The sequence below is a fragment of the Acidovorax sp. JG5 genome (assembly GCF_017939685.1).
Lineage (GTDB): Bacteria > Pseudomonadota > Gammaproteobacteria > Burkholderiales > Burkholderiaceae_C > Acidovorax.
Genome location: NZ_JAGKSE010000012.1, coordinates 1 through 18,837, shown reverse-complemented (window position 1 = coordinate 18,837; position 18,837 = coordinate 1). Strand labels below are relative to the sequence as shown.

The 18,837-nt window shown below is 60.5% G+C and carries 19 protein-coding genes, 2 tRNA genes and 1 pseudogene; 13 read left to right on the top strand and 9 right to left on the bottom strand.

From position 1 onward, the window contains the following. The first annotated feature begins 16 nt into the window (after window positions 1–16). The 4 genes from J8G26_RS12895 to J8G26_RS12880 all read left to right on the top strand — a co-directional run bounded on the left by J8G26_RS12895 (window position 17) and on the right by J8G26_RS12880 (window position 2,181). A complete protein-coding gene (locus tag J8G26_RS12895) occupies window positions 17–778 on the top strand; it encodes a cytochrome c1 (protein WP_210569372.1) in 762 nt (253 codons plus the stop codon). A 101-nt stretch (window positions 779–879) separates the two neighbouring features. Next, window positions 880–1,491, top strand: a complete 612-nt coding sequence (locus J8G26_RS12890) for a glutathione S-transferase N-terminal domain-containing protein (protein ID WP_086913260.1) — start codon at window positions 880–882, stop codon at window positions 1,489–1,491. A gap of 46 nt (window positions 1,492–1,537) precedes the next feature. After that, window positions 1,538–2,053 (top strand): ClpXP protease specificity-enhancing factor, encoded by a 516-nt coding sequence (locus J8G26_RS12885; protein ID WP_210569370.1) that lies wholly within the window; start codon window positions 1,538–1,540, stop codon window positions 2,051–2,053. Between the two features lie 52 nt (window positions 2,054–2,105). Next, a tRNA-Thr gene (locus J8G26_RS12880) sits at window positions 2,106–2,181 on the top strand. Between the two features lie 49 nt (window positions 2,182–2,230). Here the strand turns inward: J8G26_RS12880 and J8G26_RS12875 are convergent. Beyond that, entirely contained in the window at window positions 2,231–2,530 is a 300-nt protein-coding gene (locus J8G26_RS12875) for a hypothetical protein (protein WP_210569368.1), read from the bottom strand. A 228-nt stretch (window positions 2,531–2,758) separates the two neighbouring features. Between J8G26_RS12875 and secA the strand changes: the two genes are divergently transcribed. The 4 genes from secA to J8G26_RS12855 all read left to right on the top strand — a co-directional run bounded on the left by secA (window position 2,759) and on the right by J8G26_RS12855 (window position 8,180). Next, window positions 2,759–5,512 (top strand): preprotein translocase subunit SecA, encoded by a 2,754-nt coding sequence (gene secA / locus J8G26_RS12870; protein ID WP_210569366.1) that lies wholly within the window; start codon window positions 2,759–2,761, stop codon window positions 5,510–5,512. Between the two features lie 97 nt (window positions 5,513–5,609). Further along, the gene (argJ, locus tag J8G26_RS12865; RefSeq protein ID WP_210569364.1) at window positions 5,610–6,839 is read left to right on the top strand and encodes a bifunctional glutamate N-acetyltransferase/amino-acid acetyltransferase ArgJ; all 1,230 of its coding nucleotides are present in this window, start codon (window positions 5,610–5,612) and stop codon (window positions 6,837–6,839) included. Between the two features lie 56 nt (window positions 6,840–6,895). Further along, the gene (locus J8G26_RS12860; RefSeq protein WP_210569363.1) at window positions 6,896–7,768 is read left to right on the top strand and encodes an ATP-binding protein; all 873 of its coding nucleotides are present in this window, start codon (window positions 6,896–6,898) and stop codon (window positions 7,766–7,768) included. Then, window positions 7,761–8,180 carry an NUDIX domain-containing protein gene (locus tag J8G26_RS12855; RefSeq protein ID WP_210569361.1) on the top strand — a complete coding sequence of 140 codons (420 nt, stop codon included), beginning with the start codon at window positions 7,761–7,763 and terminating at the stop codon, window positions 8,178–8,180. The genes J8G26_RS12860 and J8G26_RS12855 overlap by 8 nt, the downstream gene beginning before the upstream one ends. 90 nt (window positions 8,181–8,270) lie before the next feature. Here J8G26_RS12855 and J8G26_RS12850 read toward each other — a convergent pair whose 3' ends face one another. The 8 genes from J8G26_RS12850 to J8G26_RS12815 all read right to left on the bottom strand — a co-directional run bounded on the left by J8G26_RS12850 (window position 8,271) and on the right by J8G26_RS12815 (window position 14,979). Beyond that, window positions 8,271–8,489 carry a DNA gyrase inhibitor YacG gene (locus tag J8G26_RS12850; RefSeq protein ID WP_210569360.1) on the bottom strand — a complete coding sequence of 73 codons (219 nt, stop codon included), beginning with the start codon at window positions 8,487–8,489 and terminating at the stop codon, window positions 8,271–8,273. 13 nt (window positions 8,490–8,502) lie between these two features. Continuing rightward, window positions 8,503–9,258 (bottom strand): cell division protein ZapD, encoded by a 756-nt coding sequence (zapD, locus tag J8G26_RS12845; RefSeq protein ID WP_210569358.1) that lies wholly within the window; start codon window positions 9,256–9,258, stop codon window positions 8,503–8,505. A gap of 83 nt (window positions 9,259–9,341) precedes the next feature. Continuing rightward, a complete protein-coding gene (gene coaE / locus J8G26_RS12840) occupies window positions 9,342–9,950 on the bottom strand; it encodes a dephospho-CoA kinase (RefSeq protein ID WP_210569355.1) in 609 nt (202 codons plus the stop codon). A gap of 2 nt (window positions 9,951–9,952) precedes the next feature. Continuing rightward, a complete protein-coding gene (locus tag J8G26_RS12835) occupies window positions 9,953–10,825 on the bottom strand; it encodes an A24 family peptidase (protein ID WP_210569353.1) in 873 nt (290 codons plus the stop codon). Beyond that, the gene (locus J8G26_RS12830) at window positions 10,825–12,045 is read right to left on the bottom strand and encodes a type II secretion system F family protein (protein WP_087743915.1); all 1,221 of its coding nucleotides are present in this window, start codon (window positions 12,043–12,045) and stop codon (window positions 10,825–10,827) included. Before J8G26_RS12830 ends, J8G26_RS12835 begins: the two co-directional genes overlap by 1 nt. 20 nt (window positions 12,046–12,065) lie before the next feature. Further along, on the bottom strand, window positions 12,066–13,802 hold the full coding sequence (gene pilB / locus J8G26_RS12825; RefSeq protein ID WP_210569351.1) for a type IV-A pilus assembly ATPase PilB: 1,737 nt from the start codon (window positions 13,800–13,802) through the stop codon (window positions 12,066–12,068). A 124-nt stretch (window positions 13,803–13,926) separates the two neighbouring features. Then, window positions 13,927–14,003 (bottom strand) — tRNA-Pro (locus J8G26_RS12820). A 46-nt stretch (window positions 14,004–14,049) separates the two neighbouring features. Continuing rightward, window positions 14,050–14,979: a polyprenyl synthetase family protein gene (locus tag J8G26_RS12815; protein WP_210569481.1), complete on the bottom strand. Its 930-nt coding sequence runs from the start codon at window positions 14,977–14,979 to the stop codon at window positions 14,050–14,052. 230 nt (window positions 14,980–15,209) lie between these two features. Between J8G26_RS12815 and rplU the strand changes: the two genes are divergently transcribed. The 5 genes and pseudogenes from rplU to J8G26_RS12790 all read left to right on the top strand — a co-directional run. After that, window positions 15,210–15,521 (top strand): 50S ribosomal protein L21, encoded by a 312-nt coding sequence (gene rplU, locus J8G26_RS12810; protein WP_024814187.1) that lies wholly within the window; start codon window positions 15,210–15,212, stop codon window positions 15,519–15,521. A 15-nt stretch (window positions 15,522–15,536) separates the two neighbouring features. Continuing rightward, a complete protein-coding gene (gene rpmA / locus J8G26_RS12805) occupies window positions 15,537–15,794 on the top strand; it encodes a 50S ribosomal protein L27 (protein ID WP_087743920.1) in 258 nt (85 codons plus the stop codon). A 167-nt stretch (window positions 15,795–15,961) separates the two neighbouring features. Beyond that, window positions 15,962–17,032: an Obg family GTPase CgtA gene (cgtA, locus tag J8G26_RS12800; RefSeq protein ID WP_210569349.1), complete on the top strand. Its 1,071-nt coding sequence runs from the start codon at window positions 15,962–15,964 to the stop codon at window positions 17,030–17,032. Between the two features lie 93 nt (window positions 17,033–17,125). Next, window positions 17,126–18,268, top strand: a complete 1,143-nt coding sequence (gene proB / locus J8G26_RS12795) for a glutamate 5-kinase (protein WP_210569479.1) — start codon at window positions 17,126–17,128, stop codon at window positions 18,266–18,268. A 90-nt stretch (window positions 18,269–18,358) separates the two neighbouring features. Further along, window positions 18,359–18,837 (top strand): annotated as a pseudogene (locus tag J8G26_RS12790) (transposase); the annotation flags it as partial.

Genomic DNA, 18,837 nt, shown 5'->3' with positions numbered 1-18,837 from the left:
CCTGGAGATAACAATAATGAAGAAACTCATCCTTACGTTGGTGGCCGTGCTGGGCCTGGCGGCAGGTGCTGCGCATGCCGCCGGTGGCAACACCATTGCATGGGACAAGGCTCCTAACAAGACCAACGACCTGGCTTCGCTGCAAAACGGTGCCAAGGTATTCGTGAACTATTGCCTGAGCTGCCATTCCGCCGCGTTCATGCGTTTTAACCGCCTGCGCGACATCGGCCTGACCGACCAGCAGATCAAGGATAACCTCCTGTTCACCACTGAAAAGGTGGGTGAAACCATGAAGGCGTCCATTGATCCGAAGCAGGCCAAGGAATGGTTTGGTGCCAACCCACCCGACCTGACCGTGATCGCCCGCTCGCGCGCAGGCCACGGTGGCACGGGTGCTGACTATCTGTACACGTTCCTGCGCACGTTCTACCGTGACGAAACCAAGGCTACCGGCTGGAACAATCTGCTGTTCCAGAACGTGGGCATGCCCCATGTGTTGTGGCAGCTGCAAGGTGATCGCCGCCCGGTTTTCGAAGCGCATGAAAGCCACGGTCAAACGACCCAGGTTTTCAAGGGTTGGCAGCAAGTCACCCCTGGTACCATGACGCCCCTGCAGTTCGATCAAACCATTGGCGACCTTGTGAACTACCTGCAGTGGATGGGCGAGCCAGCGCAGAACACCCGCGTGCGGGTGGGTGTGTGGGTGTTGATCTTCCTGGGTGTCTTCACGGTCATCGCCTGGAGGCTCAATGCGGCCTTCTGGAAAGACGTCAAGTAAGCCTTTGATCCGCTGACCGCGCGCCAGTCTGGCGCGGCGGGACTTTACAGAGTGGGCGCTTTTTAGCGTCCCACTCTTTTGATTTTTAGGAGCCTCTCACCATGATGGTGCTTTATTCGGGTACGACCTGTCCCTTCTCCCACCGTTGCCGCTTCGTCCTGTTTGAAAAGGGCATGGACTTTGAGATCCGCGATGTGGACCTGTACAACAAGCCCGAAGACATCAGCATGATGAACCCGTACGGCCAGGTGCCCATTCTGGTGGAGCGCGACCTGATCCTGTATGAGTCGAACATCATCAACGAGTACATCGATGAGCGCTTCCCGCATCCACAGCTGATGCCCGGCGACCCGGTGGACCGCGCCCGCGTGCGCCTGTTCCTGCTCAACTTCGAGAAGGAATTGTTCGTGCACGTGAATATTCTGGAATCGCGCGCGACCAAAGGCAATGAAAAGGCGCTGGAAAAAGCCCGCGCCCACATCCGTGACCGCCTGACGCAACTGGCCCCCGTGTTCCTCAAGAACAAGTACATGCTGGGCGACAATTTTTCGATGCTCGACGTAGCCATCGCCCCGCTGCTGTGGCGCCTGGATTACTACGGCATTGATCTGAGCAAGAACGCAGCGCCGTTGCTCAAATACGCAGAGCGTATTTTTTCGCGTCCGGCCTACATTGAAGCACTCACGCCATCAGAGAAAGTGATGCGCAAGTAAGCTTGGCGCCATCTGGCTCTCTCGACACTCGCACCCTAGCCACACCATGAATGCCCCGGACTCCACCTCCACGCGCCCTTACCTGATCAGGGCCCTTTACGAGTGGTGCACTGACAACGGGTTCACACCCTACGTGGCGGTGCGGGTGGATGGGTCCGTCCAGGTGCCGCGTGAGTTTGTGAAGGATGGCGAAATTGTTTTGAACATCAGCTACGACGCCACCAGTTCTTTGCAGTTGGGCAATGATTTCATCGAGTTCAAGGCCCGCTTCGGCGGAAAGTCGCGCGAAATTCTGGTCCCCGTGGGTCGGGTGATTGCCATCTACGCCCGTGAAAACGGGCAGGGCATGGCATTTCCTGCGCCGGTGGATGTGGCGGCTGCCACGCTCGACGGCGGGCCGGTTTCGGTCGCCCCGATCCTGGAAGACTCTGAGGGAAACACCGACGATCGTGTGGTGCAACTGGTTCCCAGCGACAGCACGGCTACCGAGGAAGGTGGCGACGATCCCCGTCCTCCGCGCGCTTCGGGCAGTGCCCGCCCCGCCCTCAAACGCATCAAATAGCGCAACACACGCCCCAAAATGCGCTGTATTTGCAGGATAAAATACAGCCTTCGCCGATTTAGCTCAGTTGGTAGAGCACCCGCCTTGTAAGCGGTAGGTCGTCAGTTCGATTCCGACAATCGGCACCATTTGTCCCCTAACGGTCTTGCGGCTCGCCCCCCTTTTTCTCGGGGCGACTCAGTTCTGGATCTTGAGGCGAATGGAGTTCACATCCCACCCCAGGCTTCGCAAATGCGCCTGCAACGCAGGCAGCAATTGGCGTATTTTTGCCGCCGCCGCATTGCTTTTGACCAGCAAACACCAGCTGTTTCCATCGATCGGACCCGCTTGTACGGCAGAGCGCAGCGCTGCCGGGATTAGCAATTCAATGGCTTGAAATCGTTCGCTGGAGTCCCGCGTGAGCGCCGCCAGCCTTGCCAGCGTTGGAGAATCCTCGCTGGCTTGCTGCAGGGTGATTGCGTAGTGGCGGCGGTTCATGGGTATTGTTGTACGGGGTGTGGTGAAGTCAGGGTGCATGGGATTATCGCGGACACCCGCTTTGCCCGGGGCCTTGGCAGCAGGCGGGTAAAATCCTGGGTCCGGAGTCTGTTGCCTGGTGTTGCAGTGCTTGCAATCACGGGCGGTGGGCCCACCTGAAATCAATTCATCTTAGGGGTTTCGGTCGCTTGACATGTTCTTTGGAGCATGGCGGGCGGTCCTGTTCGCATGGCCACCAACTTCCTTACCAAACTATTCGGCAGCCGCAATGACCGGCTCCTCAAGCAATATCGCAAGACGGTCACACGCATCAATGCGATGGAACCCGACTATGAGAAGCTGACCGATGACGCGCTGCGCGCCAAGACGCTGGAGTTCAAGGAGCGTGTGGCCAAGGGCGAGTCGCTGGACGACCTGTTGCCAGAGGCATTTGCCGTGGTGCGCGAAGGCTCCAAGCGCATCATGAAGATGCGCCATTTCGATGTGCAGCTGCTCGGTGGCATGGCATTGCACTACGGAAAGATCGCCGAAATGCGCACCGGCGAGGGCAAGACCCTCACCGCAACCCTGCCCGTCTATCTGAACGCACTGTCGGGCAAGGGCGTTCATGTGGTCACCGTGAACGATTACCTGGCCAACCGCGATGCCCTGTGGATGGGGCGGCTGTACAACTTCCTGGGGCTGACGGTGGGCATCAACCTGCCCAACATGCCGCGCGAGGAAAAGCAGGCCGCCTATGCCGCAGACATTACCTACGGCACCAACAACGAGTATGGTTTCGACTACCTGCGCGACAACATGGTCTATGAAGCGCGGGACCGCGTTCAGCATGGCCTCAATTTCGCCATCGTGGACGAAGTCGACTCCATCCTGATCGACGAGGCGCGCACGCCGCTCATCATCAGCGGCCAGGCCGAAGACCACACAGCGATGTACATCGCCATGAACAAGGTCGTTCCCCTGCTCGTGCGCCAGGAGGGCGAGGCTGATCCGCGCACGGGCGAAGGCGTGACCAAGCCTGGCGACTTCACTCTGGACGAGAAAACCCACCAGGTCTTCCTGACCGAGCAGGGCCACGAGTCGGCCGAGCGCATCCTGGCCAGCCAGGGCCTGATTGCTGAAGGCGCCTCGGTGTACGACCCCGCCAACATCACGCTCATGCACCACCTGTATGCAGCGCTGCGGGCCAACCACCTCTACCACCGCGACCAGCACTATGTGGTGCAAAACGGCGAGATCGTGATTGTGGACGAGTTCACCGGCCGCCTGATGTCGGGCCGCCGCTGGAGCGAGGGCCTGCACCAGGCGGTGGAAGCCAAGGAAGGTGTGACCATCCAGGCCGAGAACCAGACCCTGGCCTCCATCACCTTCCAGAACTACTTCCGCCTGTACAACAAGCTGGCCGGCATGACCGGCACGGCCGACACCGAAGCCTATGAGTTCCAGGAAATCTACGGCCTCGAAACCGTGGTCATTCCGCCCAACCGCCCCAGCAAGCGCGACGACCAACTCGACCGCGTGTACAAGACCACGCGCGAAAAATACGAAGCCGCCATCAAGGACATTCGCGAATGCCATGAGCGCGGCCAGCCCGTGCTGGTGGGCACCACGTCGATCGAGAACTCCGAAATCATTGACCAGCTGCTGATCAAGGAAGGCCTGCCGCACCAGGTGCTCAACGCCAAGCAGCACGCCCGCGAGGCAGACATCGTGGCCCAGGCCGGGCGCGCCGGCATGATCACCATTGCCACCAACATGGCCGGGCGCGGTACCGACATCGTGCTGGGCGGCAACATTGAAAAGCTGCTGGCAGCCGTGGAGACGGACGAATCGCTGGACGAGCCCACCAAACAGGCCCGCATTGCCGAAGTGCGTGCGCAATGGGCGCGCGACCATGAAAAGGTCAAAGAGCTGGGCGGGCTGCGCATCATTGCCACCGAGCGCCATGAATCGCGCCGCATCGACAACCAGTTGCGCGGCCGCTCGGGCCGCCAGGGCGACCCGGGTTCCTCGCGCTTTTACCTGAGTCTCGATGATTCGCTGATGCGCATCTTCGCCGGCGACCGCGTCAAGGCCATCATGGACCGCCTGAAGATGCCCGATGGCGAAGCCATCGAAGCGGGCATTGTCACGCGCAGCATCGAGTCGGCCCAGCGCAAGGTGGAGGCGCGCAATTTCGACATCCGCAAGCAACTGCTGGAATACGACGATGTGGCCAACGACCAGCGCAAGGTCATCTACCAGCAGCGCAACGACATCCTGGACGCGGCCGAACTGTCGGACGTGATTGCCGCGATGCGCGAGGACTGCATTACCGATCTGGTGCGCACGTATGTTCCGGCGGAATCGGTCGAGGAGCAGTGGAACCTGCCGGCCCTCGAAAAGGTGCTGGCCGACGAATGGCAGGTTGCGATTGCGCTGCAGCAGGAAGTGGAGGGCGCGCACAGCATCACCGACGACGAAATTCTGGAGAAGGTGCTGCAGGCGGCGCATGCGGCGTTTGACGCCAAGATCGAACAGGTGGGGCGTGACAACTTCACCCAGTTCGAGCGCGTGGTGCTGCTGCAAAGCTTCGATTCCAACTGGCGCGACCACCTGAGCGCGCTGGACTATCTGCGCCAGGGCATCCACCTGCGCGGCTATGCCCAGAAGCAGCCCAAGCAGGAATACAAGCGCGAAGCGTTCGAGCTGTTCCGCCAGCTCATCGACCAGGTCAAGAGCGAAGTCACCAAGATCCTCATGACCGTGCAGGTGCAGTCGCCAGCGCAGCTCGACCAGGCCGCGCAGGACATGGAAAGCCGTGCCGAAAGCATTGCCAACGTGACCTACACCGCGCCCACCGAAACGGGCGAAGTGGAGACGACGGTGGACGCCCAGACGCTGGCCCAGGCCTTGCCCGAAGGCGTGCGGGTGGGGCGCAACGACCCTTGCCCCTGCGGTAGCGGCAAGAAATACAAGCAGTGCCATGGCAAACTGGCCTGATTGACCAGAACCAGACGACACGGGCCGCGGCCCGTGTCTTCATTTGCGCGCCACGGTTTTCCGGATAATCGTCCGCAGTTTTTTGAGAAAGACCCCCATGCCCGTTCATCTACTTGCCCCCGTTGCCGCCGATCTGCATCCGATTGCCGGCGTCCGTATCGGTGTTGCCGAAGCCGGTGTCCGCAAAGCCCACCGCAAGGACCTGACTGTGTTCCTGCTGGACGAGGGCGCCAGCGTGGCGGGTGTTTTCACCCAGAACCGTTTTTGTGCGGCCCCGGTGCAGATCAGCCGCGAACACCTGGCCAGCGGCCAGCCCATTCGCGCCATGGTGATCAACACCGGCAACGCCAACGCCGGCACGGGCGCCGACGGTTTGGTGCGTGCTCGGGCCACCTGCATTGCGCTGGCGCGCCAGCTCAACGTGGCGCCCGAACAGATCCTGCCGTTCTCCACCGGTGTGATCATGGAGCCGCTGCCCCACGACCGCATCGAAGCCGGCCTGCCCGCCGCCCTTGCCGACGCACAGCCCGGCCACTGGGCGCGTGCGGCCGAAGGCATCATGACCACCGACACCCTGCCCAAGGCCTTCTCGGCCCAGGTGCAGATCGGTGGTGCCACGGTGTCCATCACCGGCATCAGCAAGGGCGCGGGCATGATCCGCCCCAACATGGCCACCATGCTCGGCTTCATGGCCACCGATGCCTGCGTGCATCCCGCGGTGATGCAGCAGCTGGCGCGTGAGTTGGCCGATGGCTCGTTCAACCGCGTCACCATCGATGGCGACACCTCCACCAACGATTCGTTCGTGGTGGTCGCCACCAACAAGGCGGCGCACGCGCCCATCATGGCACTGGACAGCGCTGACGGCAAGGCCCTCAAGGCCGCCATGCTGGGCGTGGCGCAAAAGCTGGCCCAGGCCATCGTGCGCGATGGTGAAGGCGCCACCAAGTTCATCACTGTGCGGGTGGAGGGCGGCAAGACCGGCGAGGAATGCCGCCAGGTGGCCTATGCCATTGCCCACTCGCCGCTGGTCAAAACGGCGTTCTATGCCAGCGACCCGAACCTGGGCCGCATCCTGGCGGCGGTGGGCTATGCGGGCATCGCGGACCTTGACCAGACCGGCATCGACCTCTATCTCGACGACGTGCATGTGGCCGTGCAAGGCGGGCGCAACCCCGCCTACCGCGAGGAAGACGGCCAGCGCGTGATGAAGCAAAGCGAGATCACCGTGCGCGTGCTGCTGGGCCGGGGTGACGCCGTGGACACGGTGTGGACCTGCGATTTCAGCCACGAATACGTGACCATCAATGCGGACTACCGCTCGTAAATTTGCTCCTCAAATAATAGCTGTTAGCGTTTTATCCATAAGCGCTACAGGCCAAAATGAACGAAAAATTTGAACACCTGATCGAGCGCGCCGAGCAGCTCATCGCGCGCATCGAATCCGTGCTGCCCCAGCCCCTGGGCGCGCCCGACTGGTCGGCTGCCATTGCCTGGCGCTACCGCAAGCGCAGCAGCGGGCACGGCACCCTAGAGCCCGTGCGCCATGTGGCGGCCATGCAGCTGGCGGACCTCAAGGAAATTGACGGGCAAAAAGAAAAGATCGAGCGCAACACCCAGCAGTTCGTGCAGGGCTTGCCCGCCAACAACGTGCTGCTGACCGGTGCGCGCGGCACGGGCAAGTCCTCGCTCATCAAGGCCTGCCTGAACGCCCATGCGGCCCAGGGCCTGCGCCTGATCGAGGTGGACAAGGCCGATCTGACGGATCTGCCAGACATCGTGGATGTGGTGTCCGCCCGGCCCGAGAAATTCATCGTCTTCTGCGACGACCTGAGTTTTGAAGACGGCGAGCCGGGCTACAAGGCGCTCAAGTCCATCCTCGACGGCTCGGTGGCCGCGGCCACGCCCAATGTGCTGATTTATGCCACCAGCAACCGGCGCCACCTGCTGCCCGAGTACATGGCGGAAAACCGCACCTACACCCACACCGACGATGGCGAGGTCCATCCCGGCGAGGCGGTGGAAGAGAAGATTTCGCTGTCGGAGCGTTTTGGCTTGTGGGTCAGTTTTTACCCCTTCAGCCAGGATGAGTACCTGACCATCGTGGCCCAGTGGCTGTCGTCGCTCGGCGTGCCGGAATCCGCCATCGCGGCGGCACGCCCCGAGGCGTTGGTCTGGGCGCTGGAGCGCGGTTCGCGCAGCGGCCGCGTGGCCTACCAGTTCGCGCGCGACTACGCAGGGCGGCACAGTGGCTGAGCGCAAGCACACCGAGGTGGCTGTGGGCATCTTGCTGCGCGCGGATGGCGCGATGCTCTTGTCCACGCGCCCGCCTGGCAAGCCCTATGCGGGCTACTGGGAGTTTCCGGGTGGCAAGCTGGAGGCGGGCGAAACGGTGGAGCAGGCCCTGCGCCGCGAACTGATCGAGGAGCTGGGGGTGACCATCGGGCCCGCCAGCGTCTGGAAGGTGACAGAGCACGACTACCCCCACGCCCTGGTGCGCCTGCACTGGTGCAAGGTTTCGGAGTGGACCGGAGCGTTCGAGATGCGCGAGGGCCAGACGATGGCCTGGCAGCAGATGCCTTTGAGCGTGTCGCCGGTGTTGCCCGGTGCTTACCCCGTGCTGCAATGGCTGGCCGAGGAACGTGGCCAGCAGTTTTCAGTGGAATAGCTACTGAATTAATAGCTGCCAGCGCTTATCCAATAAGCGCTGGCGTCGGATTTGACGCATATCCCTGGGTTGCCCGCAACCGAACTGCCGTCAGTGCTGGTGGCGCGGGTCACCATGCTGCGCATCGTCGGGTGGTGCTTCGGCGGGCATGCGAAAGTCCTCGCTGGCCCAGGCGCCCAGGTCTATCTGCTTGCAGCGCTCGCTGCAAAAGGGCCGATAGCGGTTCTGGGGGCTGTAGATGCTGTCGCCGCCGCACTGCGGGCAGGTGACAAGGCGGGTGGCTTCATCCGGTGGGGTTTCGGTTGCCATCTGCAGGCCTCCTTCAGGCGCAGAGCGTGAGCTCGAAAGCGGCATCTTCGGTGGACGACTGCAGGCGTCCATCGGGCTCCTGCCGCATCAGGCGCACCGACACGATCAGGCGGTTGCCGCTGATCTCCGGAATCAGCTCCAGCGCGGGATCGATGCGCAGGCGCAGCAACTGGAAGGTGCGGCCTTGCGGCAGGTTCTGCTGGAACTGGCCGCGCTCGGCCGCCACCTTTTGCGGCACGCCCGTGTCGCGCAGCAATTTGAGCAGCACGTAAATCGATTCCGCCAGGGGCGCGAGGGTGGATGCCCATTGCTCCAGCGCGTGCTGGCGCTCCGCCACGTCCTTGTGCTGCCACGCGTAATAGGCTGGCAGATCAAAGCCGCAAGTGCCGCCAGGAATGCCGATGCGGCTGCGGATGCTCATCAGCCAGTCGTTTTCGGTGAGTGCGTGGCCCGACTTGCCCGTCTGGTGGTTGAGCGATGTAAAGCAGTGGTCCAGCTGCGCCACCACGGCATCGAGTGCCGCCTCTGAAATGGAGGGATTGCCACGGTAGCTGTCGAGCTGGTGCTTGTGCTTCTCGATATCTTTGAGAACGTCGGATTTCAGGTCGGCACGCGCCGCCACGTCCATGATCTCAAAGATGGTGACGAGGGCAAAGTGATGGTCCAGCGGATGCTGGCGAGGAATCAGCTCTCCCAGCCGGCGAAACAACTGCTCCAGCCGCAGATAGGTTCTGATGCGCTCGTTAAAGGGGTATTCGTAAAGGATCACGCTGGCGGATTCCTGGGGGCTCAGTGGATGTTCTGACGCCGGTGGCGCACGGCATGGAAGTGGTTGCAAAGAACTCTATAGCATCATAGCCCGAACAGGCGGGCCAGTTGCAATGAATGGCTGCGCAGGGTGTCTAGCGCAATGCCATCGTTCAGAACCACGGCGTCTGCGGCGGCGCGCCGGGCTGGACGGTTTGCCTGTGTGTCCAGGATGGCTTGCACCGCAGCGCGCTGCAGTCCGTTGCGCGCCATGACTCGGTGGATCTGCGTTTCGGCGCTGCAATCCACCACCACCACGGCATCGAGCTTGCGCGCCCAGCGGCCCGATTCCACCAGCAAGGGAAGATCGAAGACGATGACGCGATGCCCTGCGGCCCATGCATCCTGTGCTTGCTGGTCGCCCAGCCGTGTGACCCAGGGGTGCACGATGGCTTCGAGCTGGGCGCGTGCCTGGGGGTTGGCGAAGGCCAGTGCGCGCATGCGGGAGCGGTCCATGGCGCCGGTGGCATCGATGGCGTCCGGTCCGAAGGCAGCCCGGATATCCGCAATGGCGGCGCCTGCGGCTGCAGTGACGCCACGGGCAATCGCGTCCGCATCGATCAGCGCTGCGCCGCAGGACTGGAGCATCTGCCCCAGCGTGCTTTTACCGCTGCCAATGCCCCCGGTCAGCCCCACATGCGTTGGCCGTTGCATGATCACAGGCCGAACAGATTCAGCACCGTTTGCAAAATGGCATGGGGCCCGAACACCATGGCCGTCAGGCCGGCGCCCACCAGGAAGGGGCCGAAAGGCACATAGCCGCCTTCACGCAGGTTGTTGAAGACTTTGAGGCCAATCCCCACCAGTGCACCGATCACGGAAGACATCAAAATGATGGGGACCAGCGCCTGCCAGCCAAACCAGGCGCCCAGCGCGGCAAACAGCTTGAAGTCGCCATATCCCATGCCCTCCTTGCCCGTGGCAAGCTTGAAGGCCCAGTACACCAGCCACAGCGAGAGATAACCCGCTGCGGCGCCTGTCACGGAAGCCAGCAGCGGAACATCGATCCAGCGCCCGGCCGATGCCAGCAACCCCGCCCAGAGCAAGGGCAGCGTGATGTCGTCGGGCAGCAAGGTGGTGTCCCAATCGATGAACGCCAGGGCCACCAGGGCGGCCGAGAAACCGCACCAGGCCAGGCCCGTGGGCGTCAAGCCCCATTGGTAGGCGCAAAATGCAAAAAGCGCGGCGGTGAGAATTTCTACCAGGGGGTAGCGCGCGCTGATGCGCACATGGCACGCCGAGCAACGCCCGCGCAGAAACAGATAGCTCAGCACCGGTATGTTTTCATACCACTGCACCGCATGCCCACACGAGGGGCAGCGTGAACGCGGTGTCCATAGATTGAAAGTGGCTTCGCTGCTTGCCGCGGGCGGAGCATGGGCGCCGCCAGCCGCGAATGCCACATGCTCCTGCGCCCATTGGTGCTCCATCATTTGGGGCAAGCGGTGAATCACAACATTGAGAAAGCTGCCCAGCAGCAAACCCACCAGGCCCGCGATGGCGGGTTCTGCCCAGATATCCACGCCCATCAGACGACCTGACCGAGCTTGAAAATCGGCAGGTACATCGACACCACGATGCCACCGATCAGGGTGCCCAAAAACACGATGATGATGGGTTCCATCAGGCTGGAGAGCCCGGCCACCATGTCGTCCACTTCCGCTTCATAGAAGTCGGCCGCCTTGCCCAGCATGTGGTCGATGGAACCTGACTCCTCCCCAATGGCGCACATCTGCAGCACCATGGAAGGGAAGATATTGGCATTGCCCATTGCCGCAGTCAGGCTGGTTCCCGTAGAAACCTCTTGCTGAATCTTGTCGGTCGCCATGGAATAGACCGAATTCCCTGAGGCGCCCCCTACGGAGTCCAGTGCCTCCACCAAGGGCACGCCTGCAGCAAACATTGTCGAAAGCGTCCGGGTCCAGCGGGCGACGCAGGATTTTTCCACCAGCGCGCCAAAAATGGGCATGCGCAGCATCAGGCGGTCCATGAACATCTGGACTTTTTCACTGCGGCGCCACGCCTGCATGAAGAAGTAAAACCCGCCACCCAGCACGCCGAAAATCAACCACCACCACTTCACGAATATTTCGCTGATGGCCATGACGAAAAGGGTGGGGGCGGGCAAATCTGCACCAAACGAGGTGAAGACTTCCTTGAAGGCTGGAATCACAAAAATCATGATCACGGTGACCACCACAAACGCCACAATCACCACCGAAATAGGGTACATGAGCGCCGACTTGATTTTTGATTTGATGGCCTCGGTCTTTTCCATGTAAAGCGCCAGACGATCGAGAAGCGCTTCCAGAATACCCGCTGCTTCACCTGCTTCGACCAGATTGCAATACAGGCTGTCGAAATACATGGGGTATTTGCGAAATGCACCATTCAATGAGGTGCCGGTTTCCACATCCGAGCGCACATCGTTCAGCAATTTGGTCACGCTGGCATTGGTGTTGCCGCGTCCCACAATATCGAACGCCTGCAGCAACGGCACCCCAGCCTTCATCATGGTAGCCAGTTGGCGGGTGAACAAGGCAATATCTTTGGGTTTGATCTTCTTGCCAGAGCGCATGCGGCGCTTCTTGATCTTGGTGGGGAAAACCCCTTGGCGCCGCAACATGGCCTGTACCTGATTGTCCCCTCCGGCACGAGTTTCCCCCCTGACAATCTTTCCGTTGCGGTCTTTGCCTTCCCACTCAAAGACGAAGTCCTTGATGTCGCGTTTGGATGCTGCGGTTGCCATAAAGCGCCCTCGGTTTTGAGTTATTCGTTGGTCACTGCCAGCACTTCTTCCAATGAAGTGAGGCCCAATTTCGCTTTATGCAGACCCGCGTCACGCAAAGAACGTACGCCTTCCCGTTTGGCTTGTTCCGCAATTTCCAGCGCGCTGCCGTCGCGCAGGATGATGCGCTGAATCTCTTCGGTAATTGGCATGACCTGATAAATCCCCAGACGGCCCTTGTATCCGTTGTTGCAGGCAGAGCAGCCAACAGGGCGGTAGGTTACCCAAGAGCCATCGATCTCATGCTCAGGAAAACCTGCATCCACCAGTGTTTCATGGGGAATATCAGCAGGTGTCTTGCAAACAGGGCAAAGCCGACGGGCCAGTCTCTGGGCCGTGATCAATATAACGCTGGACGCAATATTGAAGGGCGCAATTCCCATATTGCGCATGCGAGTCAATGTGGTGGGCGCGTCATTCGTATGCAAGGTTGAAAGAACAAGGTGTCCCGTCTGCGCCGCTTTGATAGAAATATCGGCGGTCTCCAGATCGCGAATTTCACCCACCATGATGATGTCCGGATCCTGACGAAGAAAAGACTTGAGAGCCACCGCAAAGGTGAGCCCGGCCTTTTCGTTGACGTTGACTTGGTTCACTCCTGGGAGATTGATTTCAGATGGATCTTCGGCCGTGGCGATATTGACACCAGGTTTGTTGAGCAAGTTCAAACAGGTATAGAGCGAAACCGTCTTGCCCGACCCGGTGGGGCCGGTGACCAAAACCATTCCGTAAGGACGACCGATCGCTGCCAGTAGGCGCTCTTTCTCCACGGCCTCATAACCTAGCGCATCAATGCCGAGTTTCGCGCTGCTGGGATCCAAAATACGAATCACGATTTTTTCGCCAAACAGCGTGGGCAAGGTGCTCACACGAAAGTCGATGACCCGGTCGGGATCCACTTTCAATTTCATGCGCCCATCCTGGGGCACCCGTTTCTCGGAAATATCGAGGCGCGAAATAACCTTGATGCGGGAGGCTAATTTGTCCTTGATGGCAATAGGGGGGGATGCAATTTCGCGCAATTCTCCATCAATACGAAACCGCACCCGATACTGGTGCTCATAAGGTTCGAAATGCAGATCAGAGGCCCGCATATTGAAAGCATCGAGCAGCATCTTGTGCAAAAACTTGACGACTGGAGCGTCTTCAACGTCGCTTCCAGCATCCGTACTCTCCGTGGCTTCTTCAACAGTGACATCATCGAATTCAAAATCACCCCCGCCACTGATCAGCGTATCCATGGATTCGCTGGTGGATTTTGTGGTGTTTTCTACCAGACGACTTAACTTATCGTATTCTGCAATAATCCAGTCCACCCCCATTTGGGTGGTGAATTTGATTTTCTCGGCGGCTTCCTGATCCGTTGGATCTGCCGTGGCCACTATGAGCCGATTGTTTCTTTTGCTGAGAACAACCACCCGGTAACCGTTGCAAATTTTGGCGTCGAGCAGGTCTTTGGGAAGACGCAGTGGATCTATGGCGTCCAGGTCCAGCAATGGTGCGCCAAAAACAGCCGAAACGGTGTGCGCCAAATCCGAGGCGGAAACGACGCCTGAGCCGGTTAACTCAGCGATAAAGCTGGTGCGACTTGTCTGTGACTTTTTGTAAATTTCCTCGGCTGATTTTTGTGTCAGCTTTCCCGCCGATATCAGCGCGCGGCCCAATCCTGGGAGGGCTACTGAGGAGGCTTCTTTCTGGACAGTATCAACAGCGGCCATGTAACCCGGGCAATTAGTGGTGGAAGAAACCATCCTATCATCGCCGAACACTTGCGCCCTGTACAGCGCTGCCATATGGCAGTATTGCCACAGTGTGTGGAACGTGTTTGATGTGTGTTGAGAATGGTCGGGGTGAGAGGATTCGAACCTCCGGCCTCTACGTCCCGAACGTAGCGCTCTACCAGGCTAAGCTACACCCCGTGCATTGATACCGCTGATTACAATTTCTGGTCGATGCAACTGAAATTCAGGCGCGGCGCTCAAGCAATTGAGCTGCTAATTGTAGCAAGCTCGTTGCGTAGTTGCCCGCTGGCAACTGCTCCGCAGCAGCCATTGCGCGGCGGGCTTCCGCGAAGGCGGCTGTGCGCGCTGCTTCCAGCGCTCCGGTGGTTCGGACGATGGCTACCACATCGTCCAGGCGATCTGTGGAGCCTTCTTCAATGGCGTCCCGCACAATGGAAGCTTGCTCGGAAGAGCCTCGTTGCATGGCCACGATGAGTGGCAGCGTGGATTTTCCTTCGCGCAGGTCGTCGCCCAGGTTTTTCCCCATTTCCGCCGTGTCCCCGTCATAGTCGAGCACATCGTCAATGATTTGGAACGCTGTGCCCAATGCTTGCCCATACGTTGCGCAGGCCTCTTCGATGGGTGGGGGCGCTGCCGCAAGAATGGCGCCTAACCGTGCGCTGGCTTCAAAGAGTTTGGCGGTCTTGGAGCGGATGACTTGCAAGTACCCTGATTCATCCAGGGAGGCATCGTGCATGTTCATCAGTTGCAGTACTTCGCCTTCTGCGATGACGTTGGTGGCCTCGGACAGCACATCCATGACGCGCATGTTTCCAGTCTCCGTCATCATCTGAAATGAGCGCGAGTGCAGAAAATCGCCCACCAGTACGCTAGCGGGATTGCCGAAGGTCTGATTGGCGGTGGCGCGTCCCCTGCGCAGGGTGGAGGCATCCACGACGTCGTCGTGCAGCAAGGTGGCTGTGTGGATCAACTCGACGACTGCAGCCAGGCTGAACCGGTGCTGCCCCCGATAACCCAGGGCGCCACATATCAGCAGCAGCAGGGCCGGGCGCAGCCGCTTGCCGCCGGCTGCAATGATGTACTGGGAGATTTGCGCCACCAGGGGCACGCTGGACGTTAGACGCTGGGCAATGACGCGGTCCACTTCGCGCATGTCGTCGGTGATGATCGTCAATGGCGACGTGGCGGCGGGGATGATGGGGGAGGTCAAGATAGGGTGGCACGCAGAAAGTGCTGCGAATTATAGGAAGGCCTGCGCACAGGATGACCATTGCCGATGTGATTGCGGCACAGTGCGCGCAGTGGTTGGCTAATTTTTCGTCCGGTGGTATAATTTTTGGCTCTGCGGAAATCCGTCTGCAGAACTCATATCAAGAGGTCAACATGTACGCGGTCATAAAAACCGGCGGCAAGCAGTATCGCGTTGCTTCCGGCGAAAAAATTAAAGTAGAACAGATTGCTGCGGACGTAGGCCAGGAAATTGTGATCGACCAGGTTCTGGCTGTCGGCAACGGCGCTGAACTGAAGGTGGGTACTCCCCTGGTGTCCGGCGCAACCGTGAAAGCCACCGTCGTGGCGCACGGCAAGCACGACAAAGTGCACATCTTCAAGATGCGCCGTCGCAAGCACTATCAGAAACGTCAAGGTCACCGTCAGCAGTTCACCGAACTGCAAATCGGCGTGATCGCTGCTTAAAAAGGAGCTGATGTCATGGCACAGAAAAAAGGCGGCGGCTCTACGCGAAACGGGCGCGACTCCAAGCCAAAGATGCTGGGTGTCAAGGCGTTCGGTGGTGAACTGATCAGTGCTGGCTCCATCATCGTGCGCCAGCGCGGCACGCGTTTCCACCCCGGCAGCAATGTCGGTGTGGGCAAGGACCACACCTTGTTCGCCCTGGTGGATGGCCACGTGTCGTTCGGCACCAAGGGTGCGTTGTCCAAGTCCACGGTCAATGTGACTCCCGCCTGAGGTTGATTCCTCTGGCAGCAATCGAAGCCCCGCCCTGTCGGGGCTTTGTTGTTTAAGGCGTGTGCCGGTGCTATGGTGCTGGCCCGCGTGCCCCGCATGGACGGGGCTTTGCGCTTTCAGGAGGCATCGCCCGCCTGGCTCGCGCTCTTTTGTAAACTGGATACCCCATGAAGTTCGTCGATGAAGCCTATATTGACATTGCTGCCGGTGATGGTGGCAATGGCTGCGTGTCGTTCCGGCACGAAAAATACAAGGAGTTCGGCGGCCCCAATGGGGGTGACGGGGGGCGCGGGGGGCATGTGTTTGCCGTGGCCGACCCCAACCTGAACACCTTGGTGGACTTTCGCTATTCGCGCCGCCATGAGGCCAAGCGGGGCGAGCATGGCATGGGCTCGGACATGTTTGGTGCCGCAGGCTCCGACATCACGCTGAAGATGCCGGTGGGCACCATCATCACCGACGCGGAGACGGGTGAGGTGCTGTACGAGCTGCTCAATCCCGGCGAGGTCATCACCATCGCCAAGGGCGGCGATGGCGGCTTTGGCAACATGCGCTTCAAGAGCGCCATCAACCGGGCGCCGCGCCAGAAGACGCCAGGCTGGCCGGGTGAGAAGAAGAACCTGAAACTCGAACTGAAGGTGCTCGCCGACGTGGGTCTTCTGGGCATGCCGAATGCGGGCAAATCCACGTTCATCACGGCGGTCTCCAACGCGCGCCCCAAGATCGCCGACTATCCCTTCACCACGCTGCACCCGAATCTGGGGGTGGTGCGCGTGGGGCCCGAGCAGAGTTTTGTGGTGGCCGATATTCCTGGCCTGATTGAAGGTGCTTCTGAAGGTGCGGGGCTGGGTCACCAGTTCCTGCGCCACCTGCAACGCACCCGTTTGCTGCTGCACATTGTGGATCTGGCGCCCTTTGATGACGCCGTGGATCCGGTGGCCCAGGCCAAGGCCATCGTGAACGAGTTGAAAAAATACGACCAACAGCTTTACAACAAGCCGCGCTGGCTGGTGCTGAACAAGCTCGACATGGTGCCGGCCGATGAACGAGAGACGCGCGTCAAAGACTTCGTCAAACGCTTCAAGTGGAAGGGGCCGGTGTTCGAGATTTCTGCGCTGACGCGCGAGGGTTGCGAGCCGCTGATCCATGCGATCTTCCGCCATGTGCAGTCTGAGCAACGCATCGAAAACGAGCCGGTGGAAGTGGATCCACGGTTTGCTGGAGATGCACCCGTCTGACGGCATGGGCCTTTCGCGCAATCTGTTTTGCTATGTGTTTAATAGCTGATGGCGCTTGATTCATAAGCGCTAGAGGCCAAAATGAATCGAAAAATGGTTTCCAGCGTATTGCGAGATGCCCGCCGCATTGTGGTCAAGGTGGGGTCCAGCCTTGTGACCAATGAAGGCCGTGGTCTGGATGAAACCGCCATCGGCGAGTGGAGCCGTCAGCTGGCAGCCCTGGTGCGCGGCGATGGCGGCGGTGCACCCCGTGAGGTGGTGATGGTCTCCAGCGGTGCGATCGCCGAAGGCATGAAGCGCCTGGGCTGGTCCGCGCGCCCGCAGGAAATCCACGAACTGCAGGCCGCAGCAGCGGTGGGGCAGATGGGGTTGGCGCAGATGTACGAGACCAAGCTGCGCGAACAGGGCATGGGCAGCGCGCAGGTGTTGCTCACGCACGCCGATCTGGCAGACCGTGAGCGCTATCTCAATGCGCGCTCGACCTTGCTGACCTTGCTGCGCCTGGGTGTGGTGCCGGTGATCAACGAAAACGACACCGTGGTCACGGATGAAATCAAGTTCGGCGACAACGACACCCTCGGTGCGCTGGTGGCCAACCTGGTCGAGGCGGATGCGCTGGTCATCCTCACGGACCAGAAAGGGCTGTACACGGCCGATCCCCGCAAAGACCCTGCCGCGCAGTTCGTGCATGAGGCGCAAGCGGGTGATCCGGCCCTGGAAGCCATGGCCGGGGGGGCGGGCTCCAGCATTGGCAAGGGTGGAATGATCACCAAAATTTTGGCTGCCAAGCGGGCGGCGGGGTCCGGGGCGTCTACGGTGATCGCCTGGGGGCGGGAAGGGAATGTCCTGGTGCGCCTGGTGCAAGGCGAGGCACTGGGCACCTTGCTGGTGGCCCAGACGGCCAAAAAACAGGCCCGCAAACAGTGGATGGCCGACCACCTGCAAATGCGCGGCGCTGTCGTCGTCGATGCCGGTGCCGCAGCCAAGCTGCGCGACGAGGGCAAGAGCCTGCTGCCCATCGGCATGACGGCAGTGGAGGGCGATTTTTCGCGCGGCGAAGTGATTGCGGTGCGCGATCCGTCGGGGCGGGAAATTGCGCGCGGGCTGGCCAACTATGCGAGCGCGGAAGCCCGGCTGTTGTGCCGCAAACCGTCTTCCGAGGTTGAAAAGCTGCTCGGTTATGTCGCGGAGTCGGAGATGGTGCACCGCGACAACCTGGTGCTTACAGCGGGCTGATGCGCCCTTGTTAAGTCATGGGGACCTGAGGTTGCCCCTGAAAAGTGGAGTTCTTAACCCTTGTTGAAAATACCGACAAGGAGTTCAGAGATGAGTGACAAGCAGGTGCGTGCGCAGTACACGCGAGAGTTCAAGCAGGAGGCCGTTCGGCAGGTCCGCTCGGGTCAGGCGATTGCGGTGGTGGCCAAGGTACTGGGCATCCCCAAAGCGAGCCTGGGCAACTGGGTGCGGCTGTCAGCCAAGGGAGAATTGGACGGTGCGGGCGGTGGTGACAAGGGCATCCAAGTCTCGCCCGAGCAGATGGAGATAGCCCGGTTGCGTGCAGAGAATGCTCGCCTTCGCATGGAGCGCGACATCGCAAAAAAAGCCGCGGCGTACTTCGCGCAGGACACGCTGCGAGGTACGCCTGGATTCACCAAATGAGAAAGCTGTACCCGGTGAGTGTGTCCTGCGGGGTGCTGGAGGTCAGCGCGAGCGGGTACTTCAACTGGCTGCGCCGGCGTGAGTCTGGCCACGGTGGACCTGCCCGGCGTCACAGCGACGAAGCCCTGCTGGCGTACATGCGCGCC